General features: G+C 41.2%; 21 protein-coding genes and 1 pseudogene. 8 read left to right on the top strand and 14 right to left on the bottom strand.

What is annotated here, in order from left to right:
- Positions 1–144: 144 nt before the first annotated feature.
- The 3 genes from V7K36_RS24545 to V7K36_RS24535 all read left to right on the top strand — a co-directional run bounded on the left by V7K36_RS24545 (position 145) and on the right by V7K36_RS24535 (position 1,891).
- Positions 145–1,260, top strand: a complete 1,116-nt coding sequence (locus tag V7K36_RS24545; RefSeq protein WP_335120147.1) for a transposase — start codon at positions 145–147, stop codon at positions 1,258–1,260.
- Between the two features lie 131 nt (positions 1,261–1,391).
- On the top strand, positions 1,392–1,646 hold the full coding sequence (locus tag V7K36_RS24540; protein WP_334873726.1) for a hypothetical protein: 255 nt from the start codon (positions 1,392–1,394) through the stop codon (positions 1,644–1,646).
- Complete coding sequence (locus tag V7K36_RS24535) at positions 1,643–1,891, top strand: type II toxin-antitoxin system RelE/ParE family toxin (RefSeq protein WP_335120145.1); 249 nt, start codon at positions 1,643–1,645, stop codon at positions 1,889–1,891. Before V7K36_RS24540 ends, V7K36_RS24535 begins: the two co-directional genes overlap by 4 nt.
- On the opposite strand, the gene V7K36_RS24530 is transcribed toward V7K36_RS24535, so the two are convergent.
- Both V7K36_RS24530 and V7K36_RS24525 read right to left on the bottom strand, forming a co-directional pair.
- Positions 1,880–4,096 carry an FUSC family protein gene (locus tag V7K36_RS24530; protein ID WP_335120143.1) on the bottom strand — a complete coding sequence of 739 codons (2,217 nt, stop codon included), beginning with the start codon at positions 4,094–4,096 and terminating at the stop codon, positions 1,880–1,882. The genes V7K36_RS24535 and V7K36_RS24530 overlap by 12 nt on opposite strands.
- Before the next feature lie 93 nt (positions 4,097–4,189).
- On the bottom strand, positions 4,190–5,917 hold the full coding sequence (locus tag V7K36_RS24525) for an Rqc2 family fibronectin-binding protein (protein ID WP_335120141.1): 1,728 nt from the start codon (positions 5,915–5,917) through the stop codon (positions 4,190–4,192).
- A gap of 1,237 nt (positions 5,918–7,154) precedes the next feature.
- Here V7K36_RS24525 and V7K36_RS24520 point away from each other — a divergent pair.
- Complete coding sequence (locus V7K36_RS24520) at positions 7,155–7,484, top strand: hypothetical protein (protein WP_335120139.1); 330 nt, start codon at positions 7,155–7,157, stop codon at positions 7,482–7,484.
- Positions 7,485–7,511: 27 nt separating this feature from the next.
- On the opposite strand, the gene V7K36_RS24515 is transcribed toward V7K36_RS24520, so the two are convergent.
- Positions 7,512–7,640 carry a hypothetical protein gene (locus tag V7K36_RS24515; protein WP_335120137.1) on the bottom strand — a complete coding sequence of 43 codons (129 nt, stop codon included), beginning with the start codon at positions 7,638–7,640 and terminating at the stop codon, positions 7,512–7,514.
- A 90-nt stretch (positions 7,641–7,730) separates the two neighbouring features.
- On the opposite strand from V7K36_RS24515, the gene V7K36_RS24510 reads away from it, so the two are divergent.
- Positions 7,731–7,916, top strand: a complete 186-nt coding sequence (locus V7K36_RS24510) for a DUF6887 family protein (protein ID WP_335120135.1) — start codon at positions 7,731–7,733, stop codon at positions 7,914–7,916.
- Between the two features lie 172 nt (positions 7,917–8,088).
- Here the strand turns inward: V7K36_RS24510 and V7K36_RS24505 are convergent, their stop codons facing one another.
- Positions 8,089–9,507, bottom strand: coding sequence for a glycosyltransferase family 4 protein (locus V7K36_RS24505; protein ID WP_335120133.1), 1,419 nt, complete (start codon positions 9,505–9,507; stop codon positions 8,089–8,091).
- A gap of 625 nt (positions 9,508–10,132) precedes the next feature.
- On the opposite strand from V7K36_RS24505, the gene psaK reads away from it, so the two are divergent.
- Positions 10,133–10,393, top strand: a complete 261-nt coding sequence (gene psaK, locus V7K36_RS24500; RefSeq protein ID WP_335120132.1) for a photosystem I reaction center subunit PsaK — start codon at positions 10,133–10,135, stop codon at positions 10,391–10,393.
- 80 nt (positions 10,394–10,473) lie between these two features.
- On the opposite strand, the gene V7K36_RS24495 is transcribed toward psaK, so the two are convergent.
- The 5 genes from V7K36_RS24495 to V7K36_RS24475 all read right to left on the bottom strand — a co-directional run bounded on the left by V7K36_RS24495 (position 10,474) and on the right by V7K36_RS24475 (position 15,445).
- The gene (locus V7K36_RS24495) at positions 10,474–10,752 is read right to left on the bottom strand and encodes a hypothetical protein (RefSeq protein WP_335120130.1); all 279 of its coding nucleotides are present in this window, start codon (positions 10,750–10,752) and stop codon (positions 10,474–10,476) included.
- A gap of 649 nt (positions 10,753–11,401) precedes the next feature.
- The gene (locus V7K36_RS24490) at positions 11,402–12,094 is read right to left on the bottom strand and encodes a manganese catalase family protein (RefSeq protein WP_334827947.1); all 693 of its coding nucleotides are present in this window, start codon (positions 12,092–12,094) and stop codon (positions 11,402–11,404) included.
- A gap of 194 nt (positions 12,095–12,288) precedes the next feature.
- On the bottom strand, positions 12,289–12,519 hold the full coding sequence (locus tag V7K36_RS24485) for a GlsB/YeaQ/YmgE family stress response membrane protein (protein WP_442948515.1): 231 nt from the start codon (positions 12,517–12,519) through the stop codon (positions 12,289–12,291).
- A gap of 715 nt (positions 12,520–13,234) precedes the next feature.
- Entirely contained in the window at positions 13,235–14,617 is a 1,383-nt protein-coding gene (gene hemN / locus V7K36_RS24480) for an oxygen-independent coproporphyrinogen III oxidase (RefSeq protein ID WP_335120128.1), read from the bottom strand.
- 111 nt (positions 14,618–14,728) lie between these two features.
- The gene (locus V7K36_RS24475; protein WP_335120127.1) at positions 14,729–15,445 is read right to left on the bottom strand and encodes a biliverdin-producing heme oxygenase; all 717 of its coding nucleotides are present in this window, start codon (positions 15,443–15,445) and stop codon (positions 14,729–14,731) included.
- 868 nt (positions 15,446–16,313) lie between these two features.
- On the opposite strand from V7K36_RS24475, the gene acsF reads away from it, so the two are divergent.
- Positions 16,314–17,408 carry a magnesium-protoporphyrin IX monomethyl ester (oxidative) cyclase gene (acsF, locus tag V7K36_RS24470; protein ID WP_335120125.1) on the top strand — a complete coding sequence of 365 codons (1,095 nt, stop codon included), beginning with the start codon at positions 16,314–16,316 and terminating at the stop codon, positions 17,406–17,408.
- Between the two features lie 396 nt (positions 17,409–17,804).
- Here the strand turns inward: acsF and V7K36_RS24465 are convergent, their stop codons facing one another.
- Positions 17,805–17,993 carry a hypothetical protein gene (locus V7K36_RS24465; RefSeq protein WP_335120124.1) on the bottom strand — a complete coding sequence of 63 codons (189 nt, stop codon included), beginning with the start codon at positions 17,991–17,993 and terminating at the stop codon, positions 17,805–17,807.
- 102 nt (positions 17,994–18,095) lie between these two features.
- Between V7K36_RS24465 and V7K36_RS24460 the strand changes: the two genes are divergently transcribed.
- Complete coding sequence (locus V7K36_RS24460) at positions 18,096–18,761, top strand: AAA-like domain-containing protein (protein ID WP_335120122.1); 666 nt, start codon at positions 18,096–18,098, stop codon at positions 18,759–18,761.
- Here V7K36_RS24460 and V7K36_RS34290 read toward each other — a convergent pair.
- From V7K36_RS34290 to V7K36_RS24445, 4 genes and pseudogenes are all read right to left on the bottom strand, one after another.
- Positions 18,750–18,887, bottom strand: coding sequence for a transposase (locus tag V7K36_RS34290; RefSeq protein ID WP_442948514.1), 138 nt, complete (start codon positions 18,885–18,887; stop codon positions 18,750–18,752). The two genes, V7K36_RS24460 and V7K36_RS34290, sit on opposite strands and share 12 nt — an antisense overlap.
- A 29-nt stretch (positions 18,888–18,916) precedes the next feature.
- Positions 18,917–19,546: pseudogene (locus V7K36_RS24455) on the bottom strand (transposase); the annotation flags it as partial.
- A 142-nt stretch (positions 19,547–19,688) separates the two neighbouring features.
- A complete protein-coding gene (locus V7K36_RS24450; RefSeq protein WP_335120120.1) occupies positions 19,689–19,985 on the bottom strand; it encodes a WGxxGxxG family protein in 297 nt (98 codons plus the stop codon).
- A gap of 163 nt (positions 19,986–20,148) precedes the next feature.
- Positions 20,149–22,185 (bottom strand): serine/threonine-protein kinase, encoded by a 2,037-nt coding sequence (locus V7K36_RS24445; protein ID WP_335120118.1) that lies wholly within the window; start codon positions 22,183–22,185, stop codon positions 20,149–20,151.
- Positions 22,186–22,597 lie beyond the last annotated feature (412 nt).

Genomic DNA, 22,597 nt, shown 5'->3' with positions numbered 1-22,597 from the left:
TAGATTAATTCTGAAAAGTATAAGATGCAGGGATGACGAAAAGCGTCATCTCGTAGTGCGATCGCCAATTTCCAAATGTGAATTTGCTTAGTCGGCTAAAAACATGAGAAAAAGGGCGTGTAATTCCTAAATTCAGCAAGAACAATGCTTGCCCACGCCCAAGAGTTAGTTTACACCTTGAAAGAGTTGATGCCCACACAGTACCAAAAAGATAACCTCGAAGTAATGTTGGGGTTATTCTTAGAAGCGCAAGGACATCCGCTACCTGAACACAGTCAAACAAAATCTCCGAGTGCATTAAGTCGATTTTTAAATATTAATCCTTGGTCAACAAGGGATATGATTCGTACCGTTCGTAACCATATACTCCAAACAGTTTTAAAGAATTTATCCCAATGTGGCACAGGGCGCAGACCATTTTTACAGGTAATTATTGACCTGACAACTCTAGAAAAACGAGGTAAATTTCAAGACTTTAAAGATTTAATAAGAGTTTATAACTCTAAGCGTGGTCTACATCTGGTAGTAGTTTATTTAGTTGTTGGAAAGTGGCGTATACCTTGGAGTTTCCGAGTATGGAAAGGTAAGGGTACTCCATCGCCAGCACAGTTGGGGTTAAAGCTAGTCAAGCGTTTGCCTAAATGCTTAACTCAAAAGTTTCAAGTGATGATTTTAGCCGATACTGCCTTTGGCAGCGTTGAATTTCTTCATGGTGTACGCAAGCTTAAATATCATGCTGTCACGGGGATACCTATTAATCGTAAATTAGTTGATGGGAGAATTTTAAGACATTTACATAAGCAGGGACAACAAGTTCGTTTAGTTGGTTTAAAGTTTCCTGTCACCGTATCTTGGTATTACTTAAAACGTGATAATGGAAAGCTAGAAAAGCGCTTTGTTCTATCTACTCGACCCATTAAAGCTTCTACTCTTAAGTGGTGGGGTAAGCGTCGTTGGCAGATAGAAGGTTGGTTTAAAACTGCCAAACATCGCTTTGGCTTACATCGTTTTGGGCAAGGTACTCTGCTTGGTATGTATCGCTGGCTTATCCTTTCTCTGACTACCTACCTCATTGCTCATTGGACTTATCTCGAAATTCAGTTCCCATCACCACCTGATTGGGGTCAGGCCGCACAAACTGCCTTAGAATCTATTTTCCCTCGAATAGTCGTGTCTCTTCTTTTACTTGAAATTGAGCGATTAATTCCTTTTACACTTAGTTGTGGTTTTGACATCAATATTTCCAGGTGCAAGATATGAATTAGGGCGATCGCGAACTATCTCCATCCCATACTTTAGCAGTCCGCTTTACCCAATCTATGAGGTGCGTAGGCGTAGCCCGTCGTAGACATCGCTATAATAAAACCAGTCTCACTGAGGTAAAAATCACAATGTCCATTACGCTTGATCTGCCACCAAAAGTTGAGGCGCTGCTGCGACAGCGTGCTGAAAGTACTGGACAAGATATTTCGCAAATGGCGCTGGCGGTTCTGACTTTAGGGCTGAGTTTGGACGATCAAGATTTTTTTGAGGCTTTAAAGGGAATCCAACGTGGGCTTGATGATTTTGAGCAAGGAAAATTTTCGAGTTTAGAGGACTTCATTGCTGAACAAAATCAGAAATATGGATTGTCTCTTGAAGCATGACGTACCGCATTGATTTCTCCAGCATTGCGAAAGCCGAAGCAGATGCCTCATTTTTAAGTTTCTCTCAGTTTACCACAGATGAACGCGCCCAACTCTGGTATCAAGGGCTGATTAAAGCAATCGTCTCTCTGCAAGAAATGCCTCGGCGCTGTCCAATCGCTCGCGAGGATGCCTTCTTTAGTCAAGAAATTCGTCAGCTTTTTTACGCGCAAGGAAAGCAAACATATCGTATTCTATTTACCTGATACTAACCGTACCATTGCTGAGTGCATAGCAATTAACCGCCGAACAATCTGGTCAATCTCCAAATCTAATATGCTGTAATCAATGACTGCTTGACGAATCGGTGTATGTCCTTGATTGACAGCTAGCTCTTGGATACGGGCTGTACGGAGTGCTTGTAGGTGCGGTTGGATTTTTTGCAGCGTTTCTTCCAAGTCAGGCAAGGGCGGTGGGGCAACTTCCTGCTGTACTGAATCAGCTAACTGCTCTAACAGGAGCAAAATTTGGCGGACAAAGGTTTCTAATTCCGGCAGTGGCACTGTTCCTCGAAAATGTTCGAGATGTACTGCCAAGACTGTCACGGCATTAGTAAAACGTCCCATATACATCAGCAGCGTCATCACTGGTTCTACTAATTCTTTGTGCATTTGGGGTTCGCGCAGCAATCCTTGAAATGAGGCTTGGGCATTGCCAATTGCCAGTCCAGTTTGTCGCCGTTGACTGATAATGGTAGAGTCACGCTCCTTTGTCCCCTGGTAAACAGCCATCACATCCCGAAAGTATTTCTGACATTCTCGCAAGGCAGTGGCGAGTTGACTGGGTAAACGATCGCGTTCCCAATTTGGCCAGATAAAGTAATGACTCGCAAAAGCTAGTCCCGCCCCAATTAATGTATTCAACACCCGAAAACCAGCAAATTGCCAACCAATCGGATGACCAATATCGATAATCAGTAACACAAATATTGATAAGAAAACCACCGAATACCCATAGTTGAAACGGATCAGGGAAATGCCAAAAAAGACTGTCAGCAGAATGATTGTGTCTAATACAGGCTGACTGGTGATGGTTGCAAGTAGGACAGCAGCTAACACAGCTCCCAAGATAGTCCCGCCAACTCGCTGGAAAAACCTCTGGAAAGTTGCACCCAAGTTCGGTTTGAGGACTAGGATGATTGTCAGTGTCACCCAATACCCCATTGGTAAATTGGTAATGCTGTATAATATTACGCCTATAGCTAGACTCACACCAATGCGGAGAGCATGGCGAAAGATTGCTGAGTCTAAGGTGAGGTTTTCTTTGAGTAAACTTAAGAGCGATCGCTGTTCCTCTTTAACTAAAAGAAGTCTATCTACATCGCGTTGACTCATTTTGCTGTGATCTGCCAGAGATTTAGCTGTCTGAGCCGTGTATTGCAATTGCTTGATCAGCTTTTCTACGATCAGCACCAAGTTACTGAGAGCAACGAGAGTTGTATAATCGGTCTCACTCCCAGCAATTGCTTTTCTTTGGAGACTTTCTTGTTCTTTCAGTGCCTCATAGATGCGGTTAAGATTTCCCAGATCGATGCTAGCAGGCTTGCGAGATATGACTTTCGCTATGGCTTGAAGAATGAGTGATATTTGTGCGAGTGCATCGTCTACTAATTGCTGGACTGCGTGATATTGCTGTTGTTTTAAATGAGTTTGTAGTAATTCTGTTAAGGCAATAACTGAGCCAAGCAAGCGATCGGCATCTTGAATTAGCACCAATAACTGCTCATTCATCCAACACCGAGCCGACTGTCCAATCCGTAATGTACCTAAAATAGTGCGTGCTGTCTCTAATGCCTGTCTAATTTCGAGAATATTTTCAGTTGTTGCTACTTTACCTACAAATGCCTGAATGTAGTTGGCGATTGCACTGAAGCAAGAAGCCAAAGCTATCCGTAGTGGATCATAAGGTCTAAAAGGCCACATTACTAAGGAAAGTAGCATCGCCCATCCACCGGCAATTAGACATAGCAGCGATCGCATGAGTGCGGATTCTAAGTCTCCTGGCTGTGCGATCGCGGAAATAAATGATGTCCCTACCACCAAACCGACATTTGCACCAGCATTACCGTACAGCGACGCCAAACCGGAAGCAAGTCCCCAGAGAAATGTCAGTACCACCGTTAGCGCTAGTACTTTAGCGACTAAAGTACCCACAAATACTGAAACAGCTATTCCCAAAGTAGCAGCAGCCATCGTCCTAGCTTTGATCCGGTAAGGGCCACCAACATTCGCTAAATTGACAAAGTAAGCCGTTAAACCAAGCAATAATCCGCTTTCCCTTTGGTTGATCAGTTGCCCAATTAGCATGGGAACGCCCAACGCTAACGCGGCTCGCAAGCCGTTAGATATTGCTGGTTTTCCTGGCTCTGACTGGATCACAAATCTGAGGAAATTACTTCGATTTAACTGCATGGTTTTTGTTAACAAAACAAAATTTTTATCAGAGAATTGGGTTTAAAACCCAATGCCCAATGCCCAATGCCCAATGCCCAATGCCCAATCCTCTTAATTTTGAATTGTTAATTGTGGTTTTCCCCAGAGGATGCTCTCCTGCTTGTAAATGGCAATTCCCGGTTTTGCTCCTTTGGGTTTGTAGACGTGTTTTAGCTGAGTGTAAACTACTGGCACTTGATCGCTCTGACGGGCGCGACTGTAGTAGGCGGTAAGATTAGCTACAAATTGCAAATCAGCTTCTTCTGCAACAGCACCTGGTTCTAGACGTAGTAGCACATGGCTCCCTGGAATTTCTTGAGCGTGGAACCATAGGTCATAATCCCCAGCTACACGAAAGGTCAATTGGTCATTTTGGCGATTATTGCGACCAATTAATACTTCAAAGCCGCCGGGGCTAAGGTAACGATGAAAGTTGGTGCTGGGGACTTCATTGGCGCTGCGGCTGCGGTATTCTGGATCTTCTAGATACTTTTGCCCAATCAACTCTTCACGGATTTCTTCTAAAGCTCGCAAATCTTCTGCTGTTTGGTAGGTATCTATCTGAGATATCGCAGCTTCTACTTGTTCTAAATACTCAATTTCTGTCTGCACTTCTAATAGTAGCGGTTCGACAGCAGAACGAGCGCGTTTAAGCTTTTGGTGCTGTTTGTAAAGACTTTGGGCATTTTGGACAGCATTTTTATCTGGTTGGAGAGCGATCGCTACTGGCAAATTTGTCTCAAAATCAGCAAGGATAATTTCTTTCATCCCCGGTTGCCAATTTTGCAGGTGAGCCATCAATAAATCAGCTTTTTGGCGATACTCATCAGCTTGATCTGATTGCTGTAAGCGCGTCTTAAAGGTTTGAGCTTTATTCCGTAATTTCGCCAGAATATTATTTAATTTCTGACTCAACTGATGGCGCAATTGGGAAAATAACTGTTGGTCAATTTGGTCACTGTAGTAGCGGTTGAGTAACTCCTGGATATCTTTGACGTTTTCAACTACACCCCAACCCATCACGGTGTAACCATCTTTTGTCCAAGCGGGTTGAAATTTACTGGAATCCAAGGCTTGCAGCCATTCTTGCCAGCGCTCAAATAGCCGTTGCCAATCGTTAGGGTTAAGGCTATCGGTGGATGTTTCTGGTGCGATATTTGCTTCTAGGAGCATTAACTCCAGTAGTGCGGCACTCAAGCCACTATAACTTTTCAGCAATTGCCGCTTGATTGCTCCCGGTACTAAACTTACCCGTTCTTGCCAACGTTCTTGGGATTCGTTCAAACTGGGGACAGTCCCAGTTAGTTTCGGTGGTGTTTCATAAGGTTGTCCGGTTTGGATGGGACGGACACTAGATTGTTGCTGACTGACTTGATGGGCGGCGGTGATAATTATATTGTTGGCGTCGGTGAGAATGACGTTGCTATACTTGCCCATGATTTCTGCATAGACATGATATAGGGCGCTTTCTCCGGGACGACGGGCAAATTGCAAATCAATAACACGCTCCCAAGGGGCGATCGCTTCAATAGCCACCAGTGCCAAACCACTCAATTGGTGTATCAGTTGTTGGCTAAAGGTGAAGGTATCTGGCGATCGCGGTGGTGGATCGCCGATACAAATATGTGCAGCTTGGGGATGCCAAGAAATCTGTAGCCAATCCCGTTGTTTCAGCGTGCGTAATGCTATGGCAATAGTATAGCGATCGCGTTGGTAAACCTGTTCTAAGCGTGATGGTAGCCAGTTAGCGCGGATTTCGCTACAAGCAGCTGTGAGAGTGGTAAAGTCAACTGGTTGCAAAGCGATTAGTTGTTAACATTCAAATGGTAGCGATCGCTATGCTTTTATTTTCGTTTAGTCAAAGCATAGCTGACCTCAACTATCATAGCGGTTACTTGGTTTGGTGATAGCTGCGAATAAAAAAAAGCACAAATCTATGATTAAGATAGACTTTTGCACTTAGGTTACAAGTTAATTTTTTATACAATAAATACGAGATGACCTAAATTATTTGATTTTTGAACAAAATTAGGTATGTAGGGTGTGTTAGAACGAAGTTCGTAACGCACCATTATCAACGGTTTGGTGGGTTACGCTGTCGCTAACACAACGCCAGTTGCTACAACGGATAGCGCAGCGTAAAGCCTTCGGCACGGCTTCGTTTAGAGCGAGTCATCGAGCTTCGGGAACCTCCGTAACACACTGGCTCCCCTACGTATCTTTTCAGAAATCAAACCGGATTCCTATAGCAGTAAACCAAAAAGTTTTTTTCCAAAAAGCGATCACTAAAACACTTATATGTTTTGGTACTTCTCGATACATTATTCTCTAACCAGCAGTCTGCCACTAATTAAGCGAGTCTGGAGCGTGTCAATTTATTAACAGCATAAGACTCCAATCCAGACCCCTTAAGACACACGAATTGTCTATGTTGTTCGTGTATCTAGTATAAGTGGCACATCGTTTCTGGTGTGACGATATAAAAAAGTTAGATAATAACCGAAAGTTGGCTAATAACCCTAAACTTGGATAACTGATATGACGAGTTACCAGAGCTTCTACAAACAACCCCAAAATGAGCGAAAGACTTATCCAACCAAATGTCGGCATTGTGGAGAAGAAGTTTTTTACCATACAAATGGTTATGGTGATTCTGTTATGTTTAATTCTTTGGGACTTCCTTGAGATAAACACAGTTGCTGGGCTAATCACTCGATAGATGGGAAGGACAGGCTACATAGAGAAGATGGAGATACAGGAATAGACACTTATGAAGAGAGGAGAAAAAATTCTAGAGAAAATAATAAACATATAAAGAAGTGGATTAAAGATAAAGCTAAAAAGTTAGGACGTAGCGCTAGACGTAACGCTAGTAGACGCAAGAGACGAGCATTAGAAAATCAATCATAAGTAATAAATATCTATAAGTCTTAGCCGTGGAGATAAGACTTATTTTTAAACATTACAAAATAGGTGAGGTTTTACTATAAATAACATTTCAACCAAATAGGGCTAAATATAGCAAGGATTAGTCATTATGTCTATGTCGTGGGAAGAGCTAAGAGATGCATTAGCAAAACAGACAGGCTGGAAGATAGCTGCTTATGAAAATGATTTCGGCGTTCCTCGTGAACTTAAAATAACTTGGGAATGTTCTATTTTTTATTACGTTGGATTTGAAGTTAATGAAGAAGCCAAAAGAATTCACACAATAATTATTACAAGACAAGATGGTAATCTATCCACTCAGACAGTTCGTAAAATTAAACTAATACCAGAAACAAACGATAATGATATAGTAATTGCAACAATAAAAAAAGAAATTCCTTTCAAAAAAGCTGATCCTATTCCAGTACTCATTACATAACTCGTAAAAGTGAGTTTTTCCCTTTAATCAAAACTTGCTAACCAACTCTGTCGCTTCAGCCCATCTCACAGCACCATTCTCAATATCATCCTCCCAGATAATCAGTCCTCGTTCATCCAACTCATCCAGAATCACAGCGTGGGGCATTGATATCATCAGTTCTGATCTGGGAAAAGCGATCGCCCTTTTGGGAAAACTTTTTGGTTTACTGATAGAGATATATCCTAACGGTGAGGTGACATTTCCATGACTAAACTTAATTATCAAGTCATGTCAGATAACGAATTAAGAGATTGGGTCAGATATCACCCACAGGACACAGAAGCATTCCATATTTTAATGGACAGGTTAGACCAGCGACCAAAGGTTATCACTCGGACTGATGAGGAATTTGAAACCGAATTACAACGGCGTATTAGCCAAGCTAGTTGAAGTAAATTAAAATTACCGAAAAACCACCAGTATAAAAGCTGGTGGTTTTTTTTAATAGAGATTTGAACTCTTAGAATTTTGCGTGTTTTTCTTTTTCTTTCTTTCTGAGAACTTTTGCCACATCCATCCTAATATAGGAATCGTAATCACGATTCTCTGTTACGCAACACAATTATTTAGTAACCAAAACTGGCTTTTTTGCTGTTGACTGGACTAATTCGGCTGTTGACTCTACTAGTTCTTTTGCTGTTGACTGGACTAATTCGGCTGTTGACTCCACTAGTTCTTTTGCTGTTGACTGGACTAATTCGGCTGTTGACTCCACTAGTTCTTTTGCTGTTGACGCTACTGGTTGTGGCTGCAACAGTTGGGTATAAAGTTCACTCAACTGAGTTGCTACGCCATCCCAACTAAACTTGCTTTCGACGCGCTTTCTACCAGCTTTACCCAATCCATCTCGCCACTCTGGATTTAAAAGAATTCGGTCAATGGCAGACGCAAAGGCATCTACATCTTGTGGTGCTGCTAATAAACCAGTTTCTTCATGAACCACAGTAAACTGAAGTCCGCCAACATCACTAACTACAACTGGTGTACCGCTTGCCATCGCTTCGATTGCCACGAGTCCAAAGGGTTCGTAGTGACTGGGAACAACGCAAACATCGGCAGCTGCGTAATAAGTTGGCAAAATATCTTGACTGAGACGACCAGCAAAAGTGGTAAAGTCGCTCATCCCCAATTCGTTGACGATTTGCTCAATGCGATCGCGTTCTATGCCGTCGCTGTTACCTGGAGTACTACCACCACCAATAATTAGCTGAAGATTGTTGGACTCGCGTAGCCCAGACTCGTTTACTGCACGCACCAAGGTTTCTATACCTTTGCGTGGGTCAAAACGTCCTACATATAATACAACTTTGGTTTCTTTCTCAATTCCCAATTCAGCCCTGGCTGCTTCTCGTGGAATGGAACCAAAGCGCTGAATATCTGTACCGCAGGGAATGATGTCGATATTGCCTTGAGTGGAAACTAGCGATCGCATATGTTGCTTTTCTTGCGGACTTGTCGCCACAATTCGCTCTGCTATTTCCAACACCTCTTTTTCCACTGCTAATCGCACACTTGCAATCAGAGGAATGTTTTCTATCGTGTTATACTTAACCGCTCCTAAGGAGTGGTAGGTGTGAACCTGTTTACTATCTTGGATTTTATTTAACTCCATCCCCACCCAACTAGAGAGCCAATAGTTAGTGTGAACTAACTGGTATTTAATGTCATTTTTTACTTGAAATTTGAGGAAATTTTCCACAAATTCTGGCAAATATTCAAAAATTTCATCTCGCGGCACAAACTCAAGGGGGCCAGCTTTTAAACGAATAGTTCGACAATTCTCGCTGTGTTGAACAATCAAGTCTTGCTCCAGACTCACTTTGCGGGTAAACATATCAACTTGCCATCCTAGCCGCGCTAGTGCTTCACCCACCTGGCGCACATAAACATTTTGTCCCCCAGCTTCTTCTTTCCCTATTTCAATCGCCGGGTCTCCGTGGACGGAAATCAAGGCAATACGTTTTTCGGTGATAGAGTTCATAGTTTGTGTGTTGCTGATTTTAACAAAGTTTTAGGCTGTTTCAAGTTCGTGTCTAGCACACTTACTTGAATTGTTTAAGAACTTTGATTAATATTTATTTTAATTTAATATGTCTAATATTTTTATATCTTCTGCCTGAAGTATGCTTTTAAGTCAAGTATTTGGATTTAATGTCTTTAGATATAAAAAATTATTCTATTTAGAATATCTCATACTTTTGATAGATGAAAATTATATTTTTATCTAATTGATACAAAGTAATTTCATAGATGTAGCAATCCTATTTGATTTGCTCTCCACCGAGAGCTTCAGATCCGCGACTTATTGAAGAAGTCGCGGATCTTTTTGTTCGTAACTCCTACACGGATTGCTGTAGATGCATTGACGTGAATTCGACGAAGTTACAGTTGGAGTTAAGGTATAATTTAAAACTAAAAAACCGCTTGGTTTGTAGATTTAAGTTCAAAGCAGTTACCACAGTCAACTCACCGCGTTGAACTCACGTTGTATTAAGTAGTAAGAATAAGTGTTAAATATTGATGCAAAATTGGGTACTTTCTGGAATTTGCTTCGGAAAGTTTCAGATTATATTTTCAATCATTAATAAATTTCAGGAGCAAATCAGGTGTTTACTTCAACCTTACTCGCTGCTGCAACTACACCTCTGCAATGGAGTCCGACAGTTGGACTGATTATCATTATTGCTAATATCGTTGCCATTGCAATTGGCAAATCTACCATCAAGTATCCTAATGCAGAACCAAAACTACCCTTAGGCAATTTCTTAGGTGATTTTGGTTTACCAGCCTTTTTAGCAAGTACCGCCTTTGGTCATATCTTAGGAGTGGGCACTGTTTTAGGCCTGCATAACCTGGGAAGATTTTAGGCTCTTACCCAAGTTAGCCTTTATTTGATGATTCTTTTGTCTCCAGCTTTGAGCCAGAAAGTTAGTTCTCTGGCTCTTTTTTATCGCCTCTCTAGAGAATCAAAATAACTTAGAGCTTCTCTAGTAGATGTGAAATGTATAGTTGAGTATGAGTCACTTTCTGTACTTCCTTGATGATTTGACCAAATTTTCAAGTAGTAATCCTTGTTATCATCAGTAGACCATAATTCATAACGGTGTTCACCTCCTACCCCCTGACTTGTTAAGTAGTCAGCTAGTGCTGTATTTGATGTAGACAGAAAGCTAAATACAGTCAAAACAGGAATTATAGCTACTTTTAGGATCTGGATTAATTTCATAAATGCACAAAAAACTGATTTTTGAGATTTTGTTAAACATCTCATTTATAGCGACAGCACTTAGAAAAAACGTCTGTAATTATACTTAAATTAAGTACGTATATAGCGGTTGGGAGAGGGCAACTATAGCGGTTCTCGCTTGGGTGCAACACAGTCGTAACCTCACCCCGTATTTGAAGACAGCAAACACGTATACATAGCTGCCTCCTGCCCTCTGCCTTTCTTGATAAACAATTAACGGAAAATCAAGGATTTTAAAAATAATTTTGACTTTTGCTCTGCCTTTTTCTTGCGGAAAACTGGCTGAATGGTGGAGAAACTTTTCCAAAACCAAAAGCCCCCATCTGGGGGCTTTAATTACTGACTATGGCGGCGACAACTTAGAGGTTGTTTGAAAAGTCTAAATTGTTACTTGCCTGGGCGATTAGAAGTCGCGGCTATACAGACAAAACCCACCGACCTGGGTTAAAAACCCTTGATTTTTAGCCGAAATTCCCGACTTATTCAATAAGTCGGGAATCTTTTTCTTCACGAAATATAGCTAAATAGCCCAATAATTGCTAAACAAAGTGAGCTATTTCCCCACCGGATGATTGGGAGTTTTCAAGAATCTGCCAAAAATCTCTTTGCTTCAAATCAACCTATGGAATTAAGAGTGACTTTCTAGCGGATTAGCAATATATTTGAATGTTGGCTCAGAATTCCAAGGGCCACGCTCATCTTTACCATCTCCGTTTGTAGATAGGTTGTAGTAGAGAGCAACAGTTTCATCTGGCTTAATATTACCAAAGAATGGATCTGTCAACTTACCCAGTGAATCTAGAGCTTTCATAAACATCTGGGTATGAGAAATTTCTCGTGTTAACAGATGCACTAAAGTCTCTTGAGTTCCTTTGTCAGTTGCCAACTTAATCAATGCTTCGTAAGTCTGACGAGCGCCAGCTTCTGCTGCAACGTTAGCTCTTAAATCACGCACTACATCTCCACCCTCATTCAAGTAAGTTGCAGTCCAAGCACTACCCTGGCTATCTAGAAAATGAGGACCAGCCCCTCGAACTGCAAAGAGAGTACTCTTATAAGCCTCTGTTTGATCCACATTTTTGGTATGAGCTTCAATCAGTTTACCAACCATTTCTAAATGGCCGAATTCCTCTATCGCAATATCTTGGAGCATATCTTTAATTCCAGCATTTTCGACATGGAATGATTGAACCCAATATTGCAAAGCTGCACTAAGTTCTCCAGTAGCTCCGCCAAACTGCTCTAGAAGTAACTGAGCAAAACGAGGATTTGCTTCATTAACGTTAACTGCATGAATCGGCTCTTTCTTGTGAAAAAACATAGATTTACACTTCCAAAAATTTTGTGTTACAGAAAGGATCGGCTTGTCTGCTAGTATTTTTCCAGATAGAGCTAATTTGATGTTTTATAGCTTCTTAAACTAGTCAACTAGAAGACTGATAAAATAGACTAATGATCTTAGTGTTGATAACTGCCAATCAACGATTAGACGTTGCTGCTTCTTCTGATTAATCCTCATAGATAAATAGCAACAATTGCGTTAAGCACAGCCACTAAAATAACAGGAAGAGTTAAACCAGCGCCAGCCGCAGCAATTTGCACAGTTCCTGTTCGTAGTAAGGTAAACAGAGTTCCACCAACGAAAGCACCAATGATACCCAAAATTATTGTGGAGAGAATTCCACCACCTTGATAGCCAGGATAAATAGCTTTAGCGTAGGCGTAAACCCGCCGTAGGCATCGCACCTGCCAAAATTCCTAAAACTATCTAAGCAATAATACTCATAACTCCCTCAATAATCTCACTTGTATCTAAGTTATCAACTCTGATTTAAAATTCTTTCTACCATATGGGATAAATGCTAAATCCAAAAGTTAGACAAAAAAGTTTATATAAATATTTGGATGAGAATTGGCATTTCTAGTATAAAAATGGTAAATGAAAGTTTTGCCAGATAAATCAGGAATTATTGATACATAAGTTGAGAATAACTAGATATTAATAAATTCATCAATCTATCAGGGCAAATGCATCTTGTCAAGAAGAATCTCTTAATCTCAATAAAGCCCAAAATAATCGCATTAACGCTTGCTTATTGACAAGATTTTAGGCGTTGGCGTAGCCCAACCCAGGCATCGCTTTGACCCTTGAAAAATAAATTAAATGATAAATCTGATTCTTTGGTTGATACATTAGCAAAGGTTTTTGTCAAGACTAATTTAGATGCGTTTGCCCTGATCAATGTATGGGATGTTTTTTTATATCTATATTAAGATGGAAAATATTATCTAACTTTTTGGAGACGCGTTAAAGTAATTTGTAATTCGGCTGCACGTAGTTTGCTTCTTTGCAGGAGTACGAATACTCGCTAACGTAATTCGTAATTATTTAAATCCCCTCAACCGTATTTTCAAGGTAGATTGAGGGGATAATATCTAGTAACTATTTGCAAAAGTGGTATCAAATGGTTCGGGAGAATTTTGTCTCTCGCGTTCTTGTGTGAGTATCAAATATGACGGCAATATTTCTGACTAGTAATCTACCGATGTCTGTAATCTCGATCTGATTTTTTGATAAACTAACCAAACCATCAGCTTCTAGCGGTTTTAACGCCTCTAGTTCCTCAGAGAAATATTCATCAAAACTTAGATGATATTTGTTTTCAATGTCTTGCTTATGAAGCTGAAAGTGAGACATAATGCCCATAATCACATCCCGTCTGATGGCATCATTCTGAGTCAGCTTAATACCTTTACTAACAGGTAAAGCACCTGCTGCAAGGGTCTGATAATAATCTTTTAATTCCTTGTGGTTTTGAGCATAAGCATCTTCTAGCATACTGATAGATGTAGCACCAAAACCAAATAGTTCTGTCTGGGCGTGGGTAGTGTAGCCCTGGAAATTGCGTTTGAGAGTGCCATTGCGTTGAGCGATCGCTAATTCATCATTAGTTTTAGCAAAATGATCCATCCCAATAAATAGATATTGGTTATTCGTCAATTCTTCAATGGTCATTTTCAGAATCTCTAACTTTTCCTCTGCTGGGGGTAGTGCCTCTTGAGGAATATTTTTTTGCGTCGGTTTGAGCCACGGCACATAGGCAAAGTTAAAGACAACAATTCGTTCAGGATCTAATTCAATCGTCTTTTTCACCGTTTCCTGAAATGTCTCGCGGGTTTGATAGGGTAAACCATAAATTAGGTCTACATTCACACTTTCAAACTTAGCTTCTCTGATCCAACTCATGACATCAAATAGCATTTCTTCAGGCTGCACACGATTTACAGCTACTTGAACTTGGCGATTAAAATCCTGAATACCAAAACTAATGCGGTTAAACCCAATCTGTCTCAGAAAGAAAATGTAGTTTTTATCGATATAGCGGGGATTAATCTCAATTGAGATTTCTGCTTCTGGAGCGATGTTGAAATAGCGATTGATGTTTTTCCATAAAAATTCTACTTGGTCAAGATCCAAGTAATTAGGAGTACCACCTCCCCAGTGGATTTGCAGCACTTTTCTATCTGGATCGATTAAGGCTGCGGTGTTTTTGATGTCTTGAACCAAAGACTCCAGGTAAGGTTTAGCAATATTCTTATTGTTAGAAATTACGGTGTTACAACCGCAGAAGTAGCAAGCACTTTGGCAAAAAGGGATGTGAAAATATAAAGAAAGAGGAGTTTGGCGTTGATTCGATGCTGCGATCGCGGCCTTAAAATCAGTTTCAGTGAATGTTTCGCTTAACTCTGTAGCGGGTGGATAACTGGTGTATCTGGGTGCGCGAGTGTCGTACTTTTGGATCAGATCCAGATCAAACTTGACAGCAGGTAATAGAAAAACCATTGAGTTGCTTTCCAATAAATGTATGAGGGGATGAGGGGAGAGCAAGGGAGTAAGAGGGAAATAACCAATGCTTAACACCTAATGTTCAATGCTCAATCACTAATGACTAAATTAATTAGCCGCAGCTACTTCAGTACTACCTGAATTCTGGGAACGAGTCAGGCTATTAAACAGAACTTGACCGAGTGCTTTTATTAAACTTCCCTCTAACTCCTGAGCCATCTGTAAATTGAACCCAAAGGCATTATTAGCTTCGGCAACAATCCGTTCTGCTGTTATATCATCAATGGATAATGCATTTAATGCCTGACGATACTTATCCTTAAATGCCTTTTTATCAGGAATTTGCTCAAAATTGTAAAAGGATGTGCCTTCATAGCCAGAAAGCTTTAGGGCTGACTGAGCAACTTTTTGTAGCATTTGACCCCCTGAAAGATCGCCCATGTAGCGAGTGTAGGCATGACCTAGCAATAAGGCTGGTTCACTAGCAGAAATTTCCCGAATCCGGTCAATGTACTTTTGGGTAGCGAATGAAGGTGTAACTTGCTCTCGCCAATTATCCCCATAATAGAACACCATGTCTTTTTCGAGCGAGGATTGACGATTAAGTTCGGGGAAGTAAACCGCACTAATCATAGGATGGTCTACATAGTTCTTTAATGCTGCTTCTAGTTCGCTGTAGACGTAATACAAGTTGCTTAAGAACTTGGCGAAGCAGTCTCTATCCACAACCCCTTTCAGAAAACATTTCATGAATCCCACATTTTCTGCTGATGTGTGGGCTTGTTGAGTTCCAGAGCGTAGTTTGATGGCTAGATTGCTACTCATTGTTGCTTCCTTCATGTTCAAGCGCAAGGTTTCTGGGCAGTCACCGACTCAGGATGCCTGCCAGTGCCAGCTAAAAAATTATTATTCTAGGTTTAGAGGGGATCTGCATCACTCTATCCAGCAAGTACCACTGCCGATGCAAATCCCAGCTATTTTTATTTCTCCTAAAGTTATTTAACTATTAATTTATATATAACTATAAAGATACTAATATTTATTTAACAGAGTATGACTCCCTCAGCGCATGGCTTACAACTTCGTTGTCACCCTGTGAGAGCGGGGGTAGAAAGTTGAGATTTTCCCCGCTCGAAGTCCTACACCAATGAGTAACCCGACATCGACTTCCAAAGACTTCTTCCTCCATGCAAGTTCTTTGCAAACCTAAAGCCTGATGTTGATGATCCTGAATTGCATAGTATAGGTGCTCACTTTGATACAGTTGCTTCTTACGGAACTCTTGTTGTCGGTAGTGGTCAACTTGCATTTTCTTTCTTCTCAATAGCTCCTTCTCCATCTTGGTTTCAAAGTAAGAAGTTTACTAAGCACATAGTTATCGGTTTGATGGATTACGAAAAGTGGATGACTATGCCGCATTTTTGTATACGAGATTACAACTTTATTTTAAAGGGCATTTAGTATTAGCACGAAATAGATAAAATGGTGCATTAGAGAAAAGATTAAAAGCCTTATATTCGCTTAGTTTAACCTGCTCGCAATTAACACCATTTTAGTCTTGGCACTCCACTACTCTAAACAGCAAACAGTAAGCTTATTTCTCACAATTAACTTTCAATAATTTAACTGATGTCCTTATACACCTATTTATGGTTATATAACTTTTGAAGCATAAAATAATCAAAGGATTCTCATGGTTAAGTCTCTGGAAACTCCCGAATCTGAGTTGCTAAAAGCAGGTGTAAAAGCGCCTGTTCAGGAAACATTATTAACACCCCGGTTTTACACCACTGACTTTGAAGCTGCGGCGCAGTTGGATATTTCGGCGCAGGAAGCAGAGTTACTGGCAATTGTAGAAGAGTTACGAACTGACTATAACCGTCATCATTTTGTCCGTGATGACGAATTTAAGCAGTGTTGGGATCACATTGATGGGGAAACACGCGTCGCTTTTATTGACTTTTTGGAACGTTCTTGTACGTCAGAGTTTTCGGGATTTCTGCTGTTCAAAGAATTATCGCGTCGTCTGAAAAACCGCAGTCCGATTTTGGCAGAAGCCTTTAATTTTATGGCACGGGATGAAGCACGCCATGCGGGATTTTTGAATAAGTCAATGGCAGATTTTAATCTTTCCCTCGACTTAAGTTATTTAACCAAAAATCGCACTTATACCTTCTTTCCGCCAGAGTGGATTATTTACACAGTTTACCTGTCTGAGAAAATTGGCTACTGGCGCTACATCTTGGTGCATCGCCACATGGAAAAACATCCAGAACACCAAATTTATCCACTATTTCGCAAGTTTGAGAGTTGGTGTCAGGATGAAAATCGACATGGAGATTTTTTCAAAGCGCTGCTGCGATCGCAACCTCAATTATGGAACAATTGGAGAGCTAGATTGTGGGTGCGTTTCTTTTTGCTGAGTGTTTTTGCTACTCACACCTTGACAGTATTTGAACGCGCAACGTTTTATCAATCCATTGGGATAGACCCGCGCGAATATAATACCAGAGTGATTGAAGAGACGAATAACACTGCTGCACGGGCATTTCCGTTGATTTTGAATACAAATCACCCAGAGTTTTTCCGACGGTTAGAGCAGTGTTCTGACCTTAATCTGAAACTAGCAGAGATTAACAACAGCGATGCCTACGGCGGCAAGCTACGCTCACCAATTGTAAAATTCTGCCAAAAATTACCCTTGATAGCCTCCATTGTTGGGCATCTTTTGCAGACTTACCTAATCAAACCCGTTGATGCTGAATCATTGAGAGGGACAGTTCATTAACTGGTAACTGCATACATCAACTGCATCTACAAGTCTAGTTTGGGAATCTCTTCACTCGAATTCTATTAGAACTTACGCACTGTACAAATTAAGCATAATGTGTATTATGAGATTTGGTCGTTTCAGGCGCTTCTCATAAGCCTGATGCAAATTGATAATTAGATAGTGTGTTAACGAAGTGTAAAGTACCCTACAAGAGCGGCGATCGCACTTGAGAATTCAGCGATCGCCACTTTAGATAGTGATTTCGATATCTACCGACGTTATCGCCAAGAACAGTTTGAGCGTATATTTATTCCGCAATCAGGATGATGACAAAAAGATAGTGTAACGGCAGGAGAAGAATCGGGTGGCGTTCTCCGACGCAGAGCCGTGCCTCTTGTAGCAAGGCTTCGTTTATGTTGAGCGCGGTAGAGGATTGAGTTGATAGATAGTTTTGACAGCTTCAATCGCATCACTTGCCTGAGTTTTAAAGTTCAGTGCCGTTAGTCGCAGTACCGCCCTCCTCTCTGGACTGCAACTGCTTAGAGCGATACTCACTATCAAGAAAAGCAGGAAACTTTTTAATTGAACTGGATTTTTCATCGAGTAGCCTTAGAGAGTATTATTACCAAAATCTCCATCCAGGTTTAACGGGTTACATTTGCATCCATTTAACACATTTTTATACTTTATTTATAGGTAAAAATGCAATTGCAATCAAAAAATCATCTACGGCGGCGGGGTGCGACTCTGACGGATCAAGGTTCAAGAAAACTCAATCATGCAAAAGCTGAGATAGAAATTGAGCAAAAGTTTAAGCGATACACTCTCGAAGACCTCAGTGAGCAAACAGGTTTAACCCCCAATACCCTTAGCAAGGTCTTTAATGGCTCAGTAGGAGTCGATAAGCGAACTTTGAAGTGCTGCTTCGATGCCTTTAATCTGACCTTGTTAAAGGATGATTATCTCTACCTGGAGCCTGATGAAGACAATTTTGCTGAGATTGGCTCAATCTCCCCGGCTGAAACCTGCTGTCCTATCGAACCAACCTACGATTCTCGTAGCAATGTAGGGCAAACCCACAAAATGGATCGATCGCAAGACAATCTCTACCCTCTTCCCGCAACCCCACCAGGAGGACAGATGCCCCTGGATTCAGCCTTTTACATTGACCGTCCCATGCTCGAATCGTTCTGTTACGAAGCCATCCAGCAACCCGGTGCGTCGATCAACATCCGCGCCCCCAAGCAAATGGGCAAAACCTCCCTAATGACCCGCATCCTGCCTTACTCTGAAACTCTTGGCGATCGCACTGATCGCACTGTTTCCGTGAACTTGCAACTTGCCAACGACGAGATTTTACATCACTAAAAAAGTAATAGCAATTGCAGTTTGAGAAGTATGAGATAGTTTAGCCATGACTCTACCCAGGCTAAATCTTCTTTTACCTTGCCCAAATTTTCCCTCAATACAATTACGAATCCGAGAGGATTCCAAATCTTGTTTCTTTTTTTCTTTACTAACATTGTTCTTGGTTTTTTATCTACTTGAAGCTTCACCTGTTCATAAAGTAAGTCGATGATTTTTTCTGTCTGCTTTCTCGCGTGATTTAACAACTCTAAATCTGTCGGATAGCTGATATCACCTGGCGCACAGGTCGCATCTAATATCAATTTTCCCCGATTTTTGAGCGTACTATCTTCTTTTCCTGGTTCTTCTGTTTTTTTTTCGGTGCTAATCGAAGATGCTGTTTCTAGCATCTTCTTTACCGTTCCTTGATTCACTTTGTTGACTAGAACGACACTGATTCTTTCACGAAAATGGACTAACATTGATGCATCAAATGGAGCTTCATTGCTATAAGATGACATCCCTATAAACTACTGTAGATAAGGATTTTCCTTTATTTGTTCTACAGTTTATCTATCACTTATCCGTAGTTTCTCTTTAATTATTAATGCGCCTAACGCCATTCTAAATGTCTTTGCGGGCGCTCCCATTTTTGTAGAGAATCCAGAAGAATATTCCTCTTCAAATTCTGCCCAGGGTATTAAAGAAGCTAGAACTACCCAACGATTATCTGATCATAACTTCAGAGAAAACGCAAGTTCAAAGTTTTCTGGTGAGATTGCCGCCTGACCCTTTTTTCGGTACATGGTTACTAATGACATACTCCTGAGTGTTAGTCACTTAAATGCAAGGATTGTGAGCTATTTTACTTTCTTGTCTTGCACCTGAATATACTTCTTTGGTCTGATAATCGCAGTATGTCAGCTTTTCTTTCTTTTTCAGCAAACCCTAGTTAGAACGGGAGCCAGAGGAGCCTGCCACATTAGAATCACCATAAGCTACAGTATCATTGGCTCTGCGACTCTTGCGACCAAACAGACCAAATAAACCCAGCAAGCCGAGTAAACCCCAATCACCATCGCGATAATTTCTGTCGGTAGCAGTGCGGTCTGTAGTCGTATCCCTAACAGTAGCATCCGGAGTGGTTGTTGTCTGAGCAGAAGCAGGTAGAAGAGTGGGCAAGGTAGCTAAACTTAGAGCTAGAACACTACTTCCCAAAATTTTGGAGAGATTAAAGCGTTTCACGATCACATTCCTCAATTCAATTGCTGTCAGTAATTGTTAAAGCTTATTAAATTCTGACCGCGCCAGCATCAATCTTTAGCTGCAAATAGAAATCTGCTTAAAGTTGCATTTGTAATCGAATGAATAAGCTTTTTTTTCAGGTAAATGTTTCTAACCGCCGATTTCACTGAGACAACCGCCAAATCTTAATAGTATTGTCCTCACTACCACTGAGAAGGGTCTTGCCATCAGGACTGAAGGTGACGGATGTCACGGTGTTGGTGTGCCCCGTTAATGTCAGAATTTCTTCTCCTGTGGCTGGATTCCAGAGTTTGATTGTGCGATCGCGGCTACCACTAGCAATAATTTTACCATCGGCACTGAAGGCTACGGATGTGACAGTGTTGCCATGTCCTGCTAGTGTGCGAATTTCTTTTCCGGTAACTAGATTCCAAAGTTTGATGGTGCGATCGCGGCTAGCACTGGCTAAAGTTTTACCATCTGGGCTAATAGCTACGGCTGTTACTGTTTGAGAATTTCCCTCCAGCGTACGGATTGAGTATCCCTTTGTCAGATTCCAGATTTTGATCGTCTTGTCAAAACTGCCACTGGCAAGAATCACGCCATCGGGGCTGATAGCTACAGATCGCACCCAGAATGTATGCCCTAGCAGTGTCCGAATTTGCTCTCCTGTTGCTAAATCCCAGATTTTGATGGTGTTGTCATCACTTCCAGTAACCAGAGTCTCGCTATCAGCACTGATGGCTAGGGCATGAACTGAGTCAGAATGCCCCTGCAAGGTGCGAATTTGCTTTCGCGTTGCCAGATTCCAGATTTTGATGGTGTTGTCATCACTAGCACTAACCAGAGTTTTCCCATCTGGGCTGATTGCCACAACATTCACCTGCTGAGAATGCCCGTTGAGTGAAGAGATTTGTTTTCCGGTTGCGAGATTCCAAAGTTTGATTGTGCGGTCGCCGCCACTGCTGGCAATGGTTTTCCCATCAGGGCTGATGGCGACAGATAAAACTGAGCTTTCGTGTCCTTGGAGGGTGTTAACTAAGGAAACCTCGCCCAAAGTAATCTTTGGCGGTTCACCTAAAAGCGCCTCATCTTTGCCAAGCTTATTATGCTGACTCAGCCTAGAGAACAAACTCGTCTGAATCTGGCGAAAATGTTTATACCAAGATTCTCCAAAGCCGAACAACAGAATGAAAGCACTTATTAAGATTAAAATTCTCAGTAAAGGATAACTTTTTGGTAAATCTGGAGCTTTAGTTGGTGGTATTTTCCCAGATGACTTACCAGCTGGTGGCAGTGCCAGAAGTTGTTTTGGAGTCAAGTCTCTGAGAACTTCATCGGCTGACTGGTAACGTTGTTGGATGTCTTTTTTCAAAAGCTTGTCGATCACAAAATCCAACTCAGGATTTAATGGACTCCGCAAATATTCCCGCCAATTACTCACCCAGGCGTACCCAGATTCCATCCACAACTGAAAGGGGGAATTTCCCGTTAGCAGATGAAAGCAGGTAGCCCCCAAACCAAATAAGTCACTGGCGGGGAAAGCTTTACCATCTCTAATTTGTTCTAAGGGGGAATAACCATGTGAACCAATGGATGTGCCAGATTTCTGCTGAACTTTGGCGGTGAATTGCTTTGAGGAGCCAAAATCAATCAGGCTTAATCGCCCATCACTTTTATGACGGATAATATTTTCTGGCTTGATATCCCGATGAATGACTTTGCGATCGTGGATAAATTTCAGGATGGGTAGTAAATCTAGCAAAATAGATTGAATTTCTCTAGCGTTATACGCCTTGCGCTGTTGCAACTCCTTTAACAAATTTTCTCCATTGATAAACTGCTGCACTAAATACAAGCAGCCCTCTTGCTCAAAGTAAGCTAGCAAAGTCGGAATTTGGGGATGTTCCCCAAGGTCTTGTAGTCGCTGCGCTTCTTCAGCAAACAACTCCATCGCCTTTTTTTGCGACCAAGTTCCTTGGAATTTTGGAGCCAATTGCTTGATAACACAGCGTTCATTGAGTTTATCTACATCTTCTGATAGATAGGTTCTGCCAAATCCCCCCTCATCTGAAAGGACTCGGATGACACGGAAGCGATTTCTTAAAAGTGACACCAATGGGGTGTTACAACTTTGGCAAAACTTCTTTCCATTAGGATTCAGGGGATTTGAGCAATCGGGATTTAAGCAGCAGATCATGATCTGACAGGCGCGACTGCATGACAACTTTGGCTAAGTTTGCCCCGAACTTTCCCTGAAAAAAATTAGCTCTCGCTTACTTGTGGTAGAAAACCCTGTTCTGGGGATTGGGGAATTACTTAATATAGTTAGCGTTTGTAAATAGTAGTCAGTCTTCCTCATCTGTGGAAAACTACGAGAGCCATAGGATTAATTATTCTATCGATTATATAATAATCTGAATAGAAATTTTTTTTGATCTGCCAGCCCTAGTAATTTTGCTTGTATATTGGCCAGCGACAAGTAACTAAGTATTAAAGAAAAACCCTTTTAAATCAACCATTACTGACTAGAAAATGTAGTCAAAATGCTTACTAAATTTATTTTTTATATTTTAAATCGCCCATGATTAATTGTTAATTTGATACTTTAG

The sequence above is a fragment of the Nostoc sp. genome, from assembly GCF_036919555.1.
GTDB lineage: Bacteria > Cyanobacteriota > Cyanobacteriia > Cyanobacteriales > Nostocaceae > Nostoc.
This window is presented reverse-complemented; position numbering and strand designations above follow the sequence as displayed.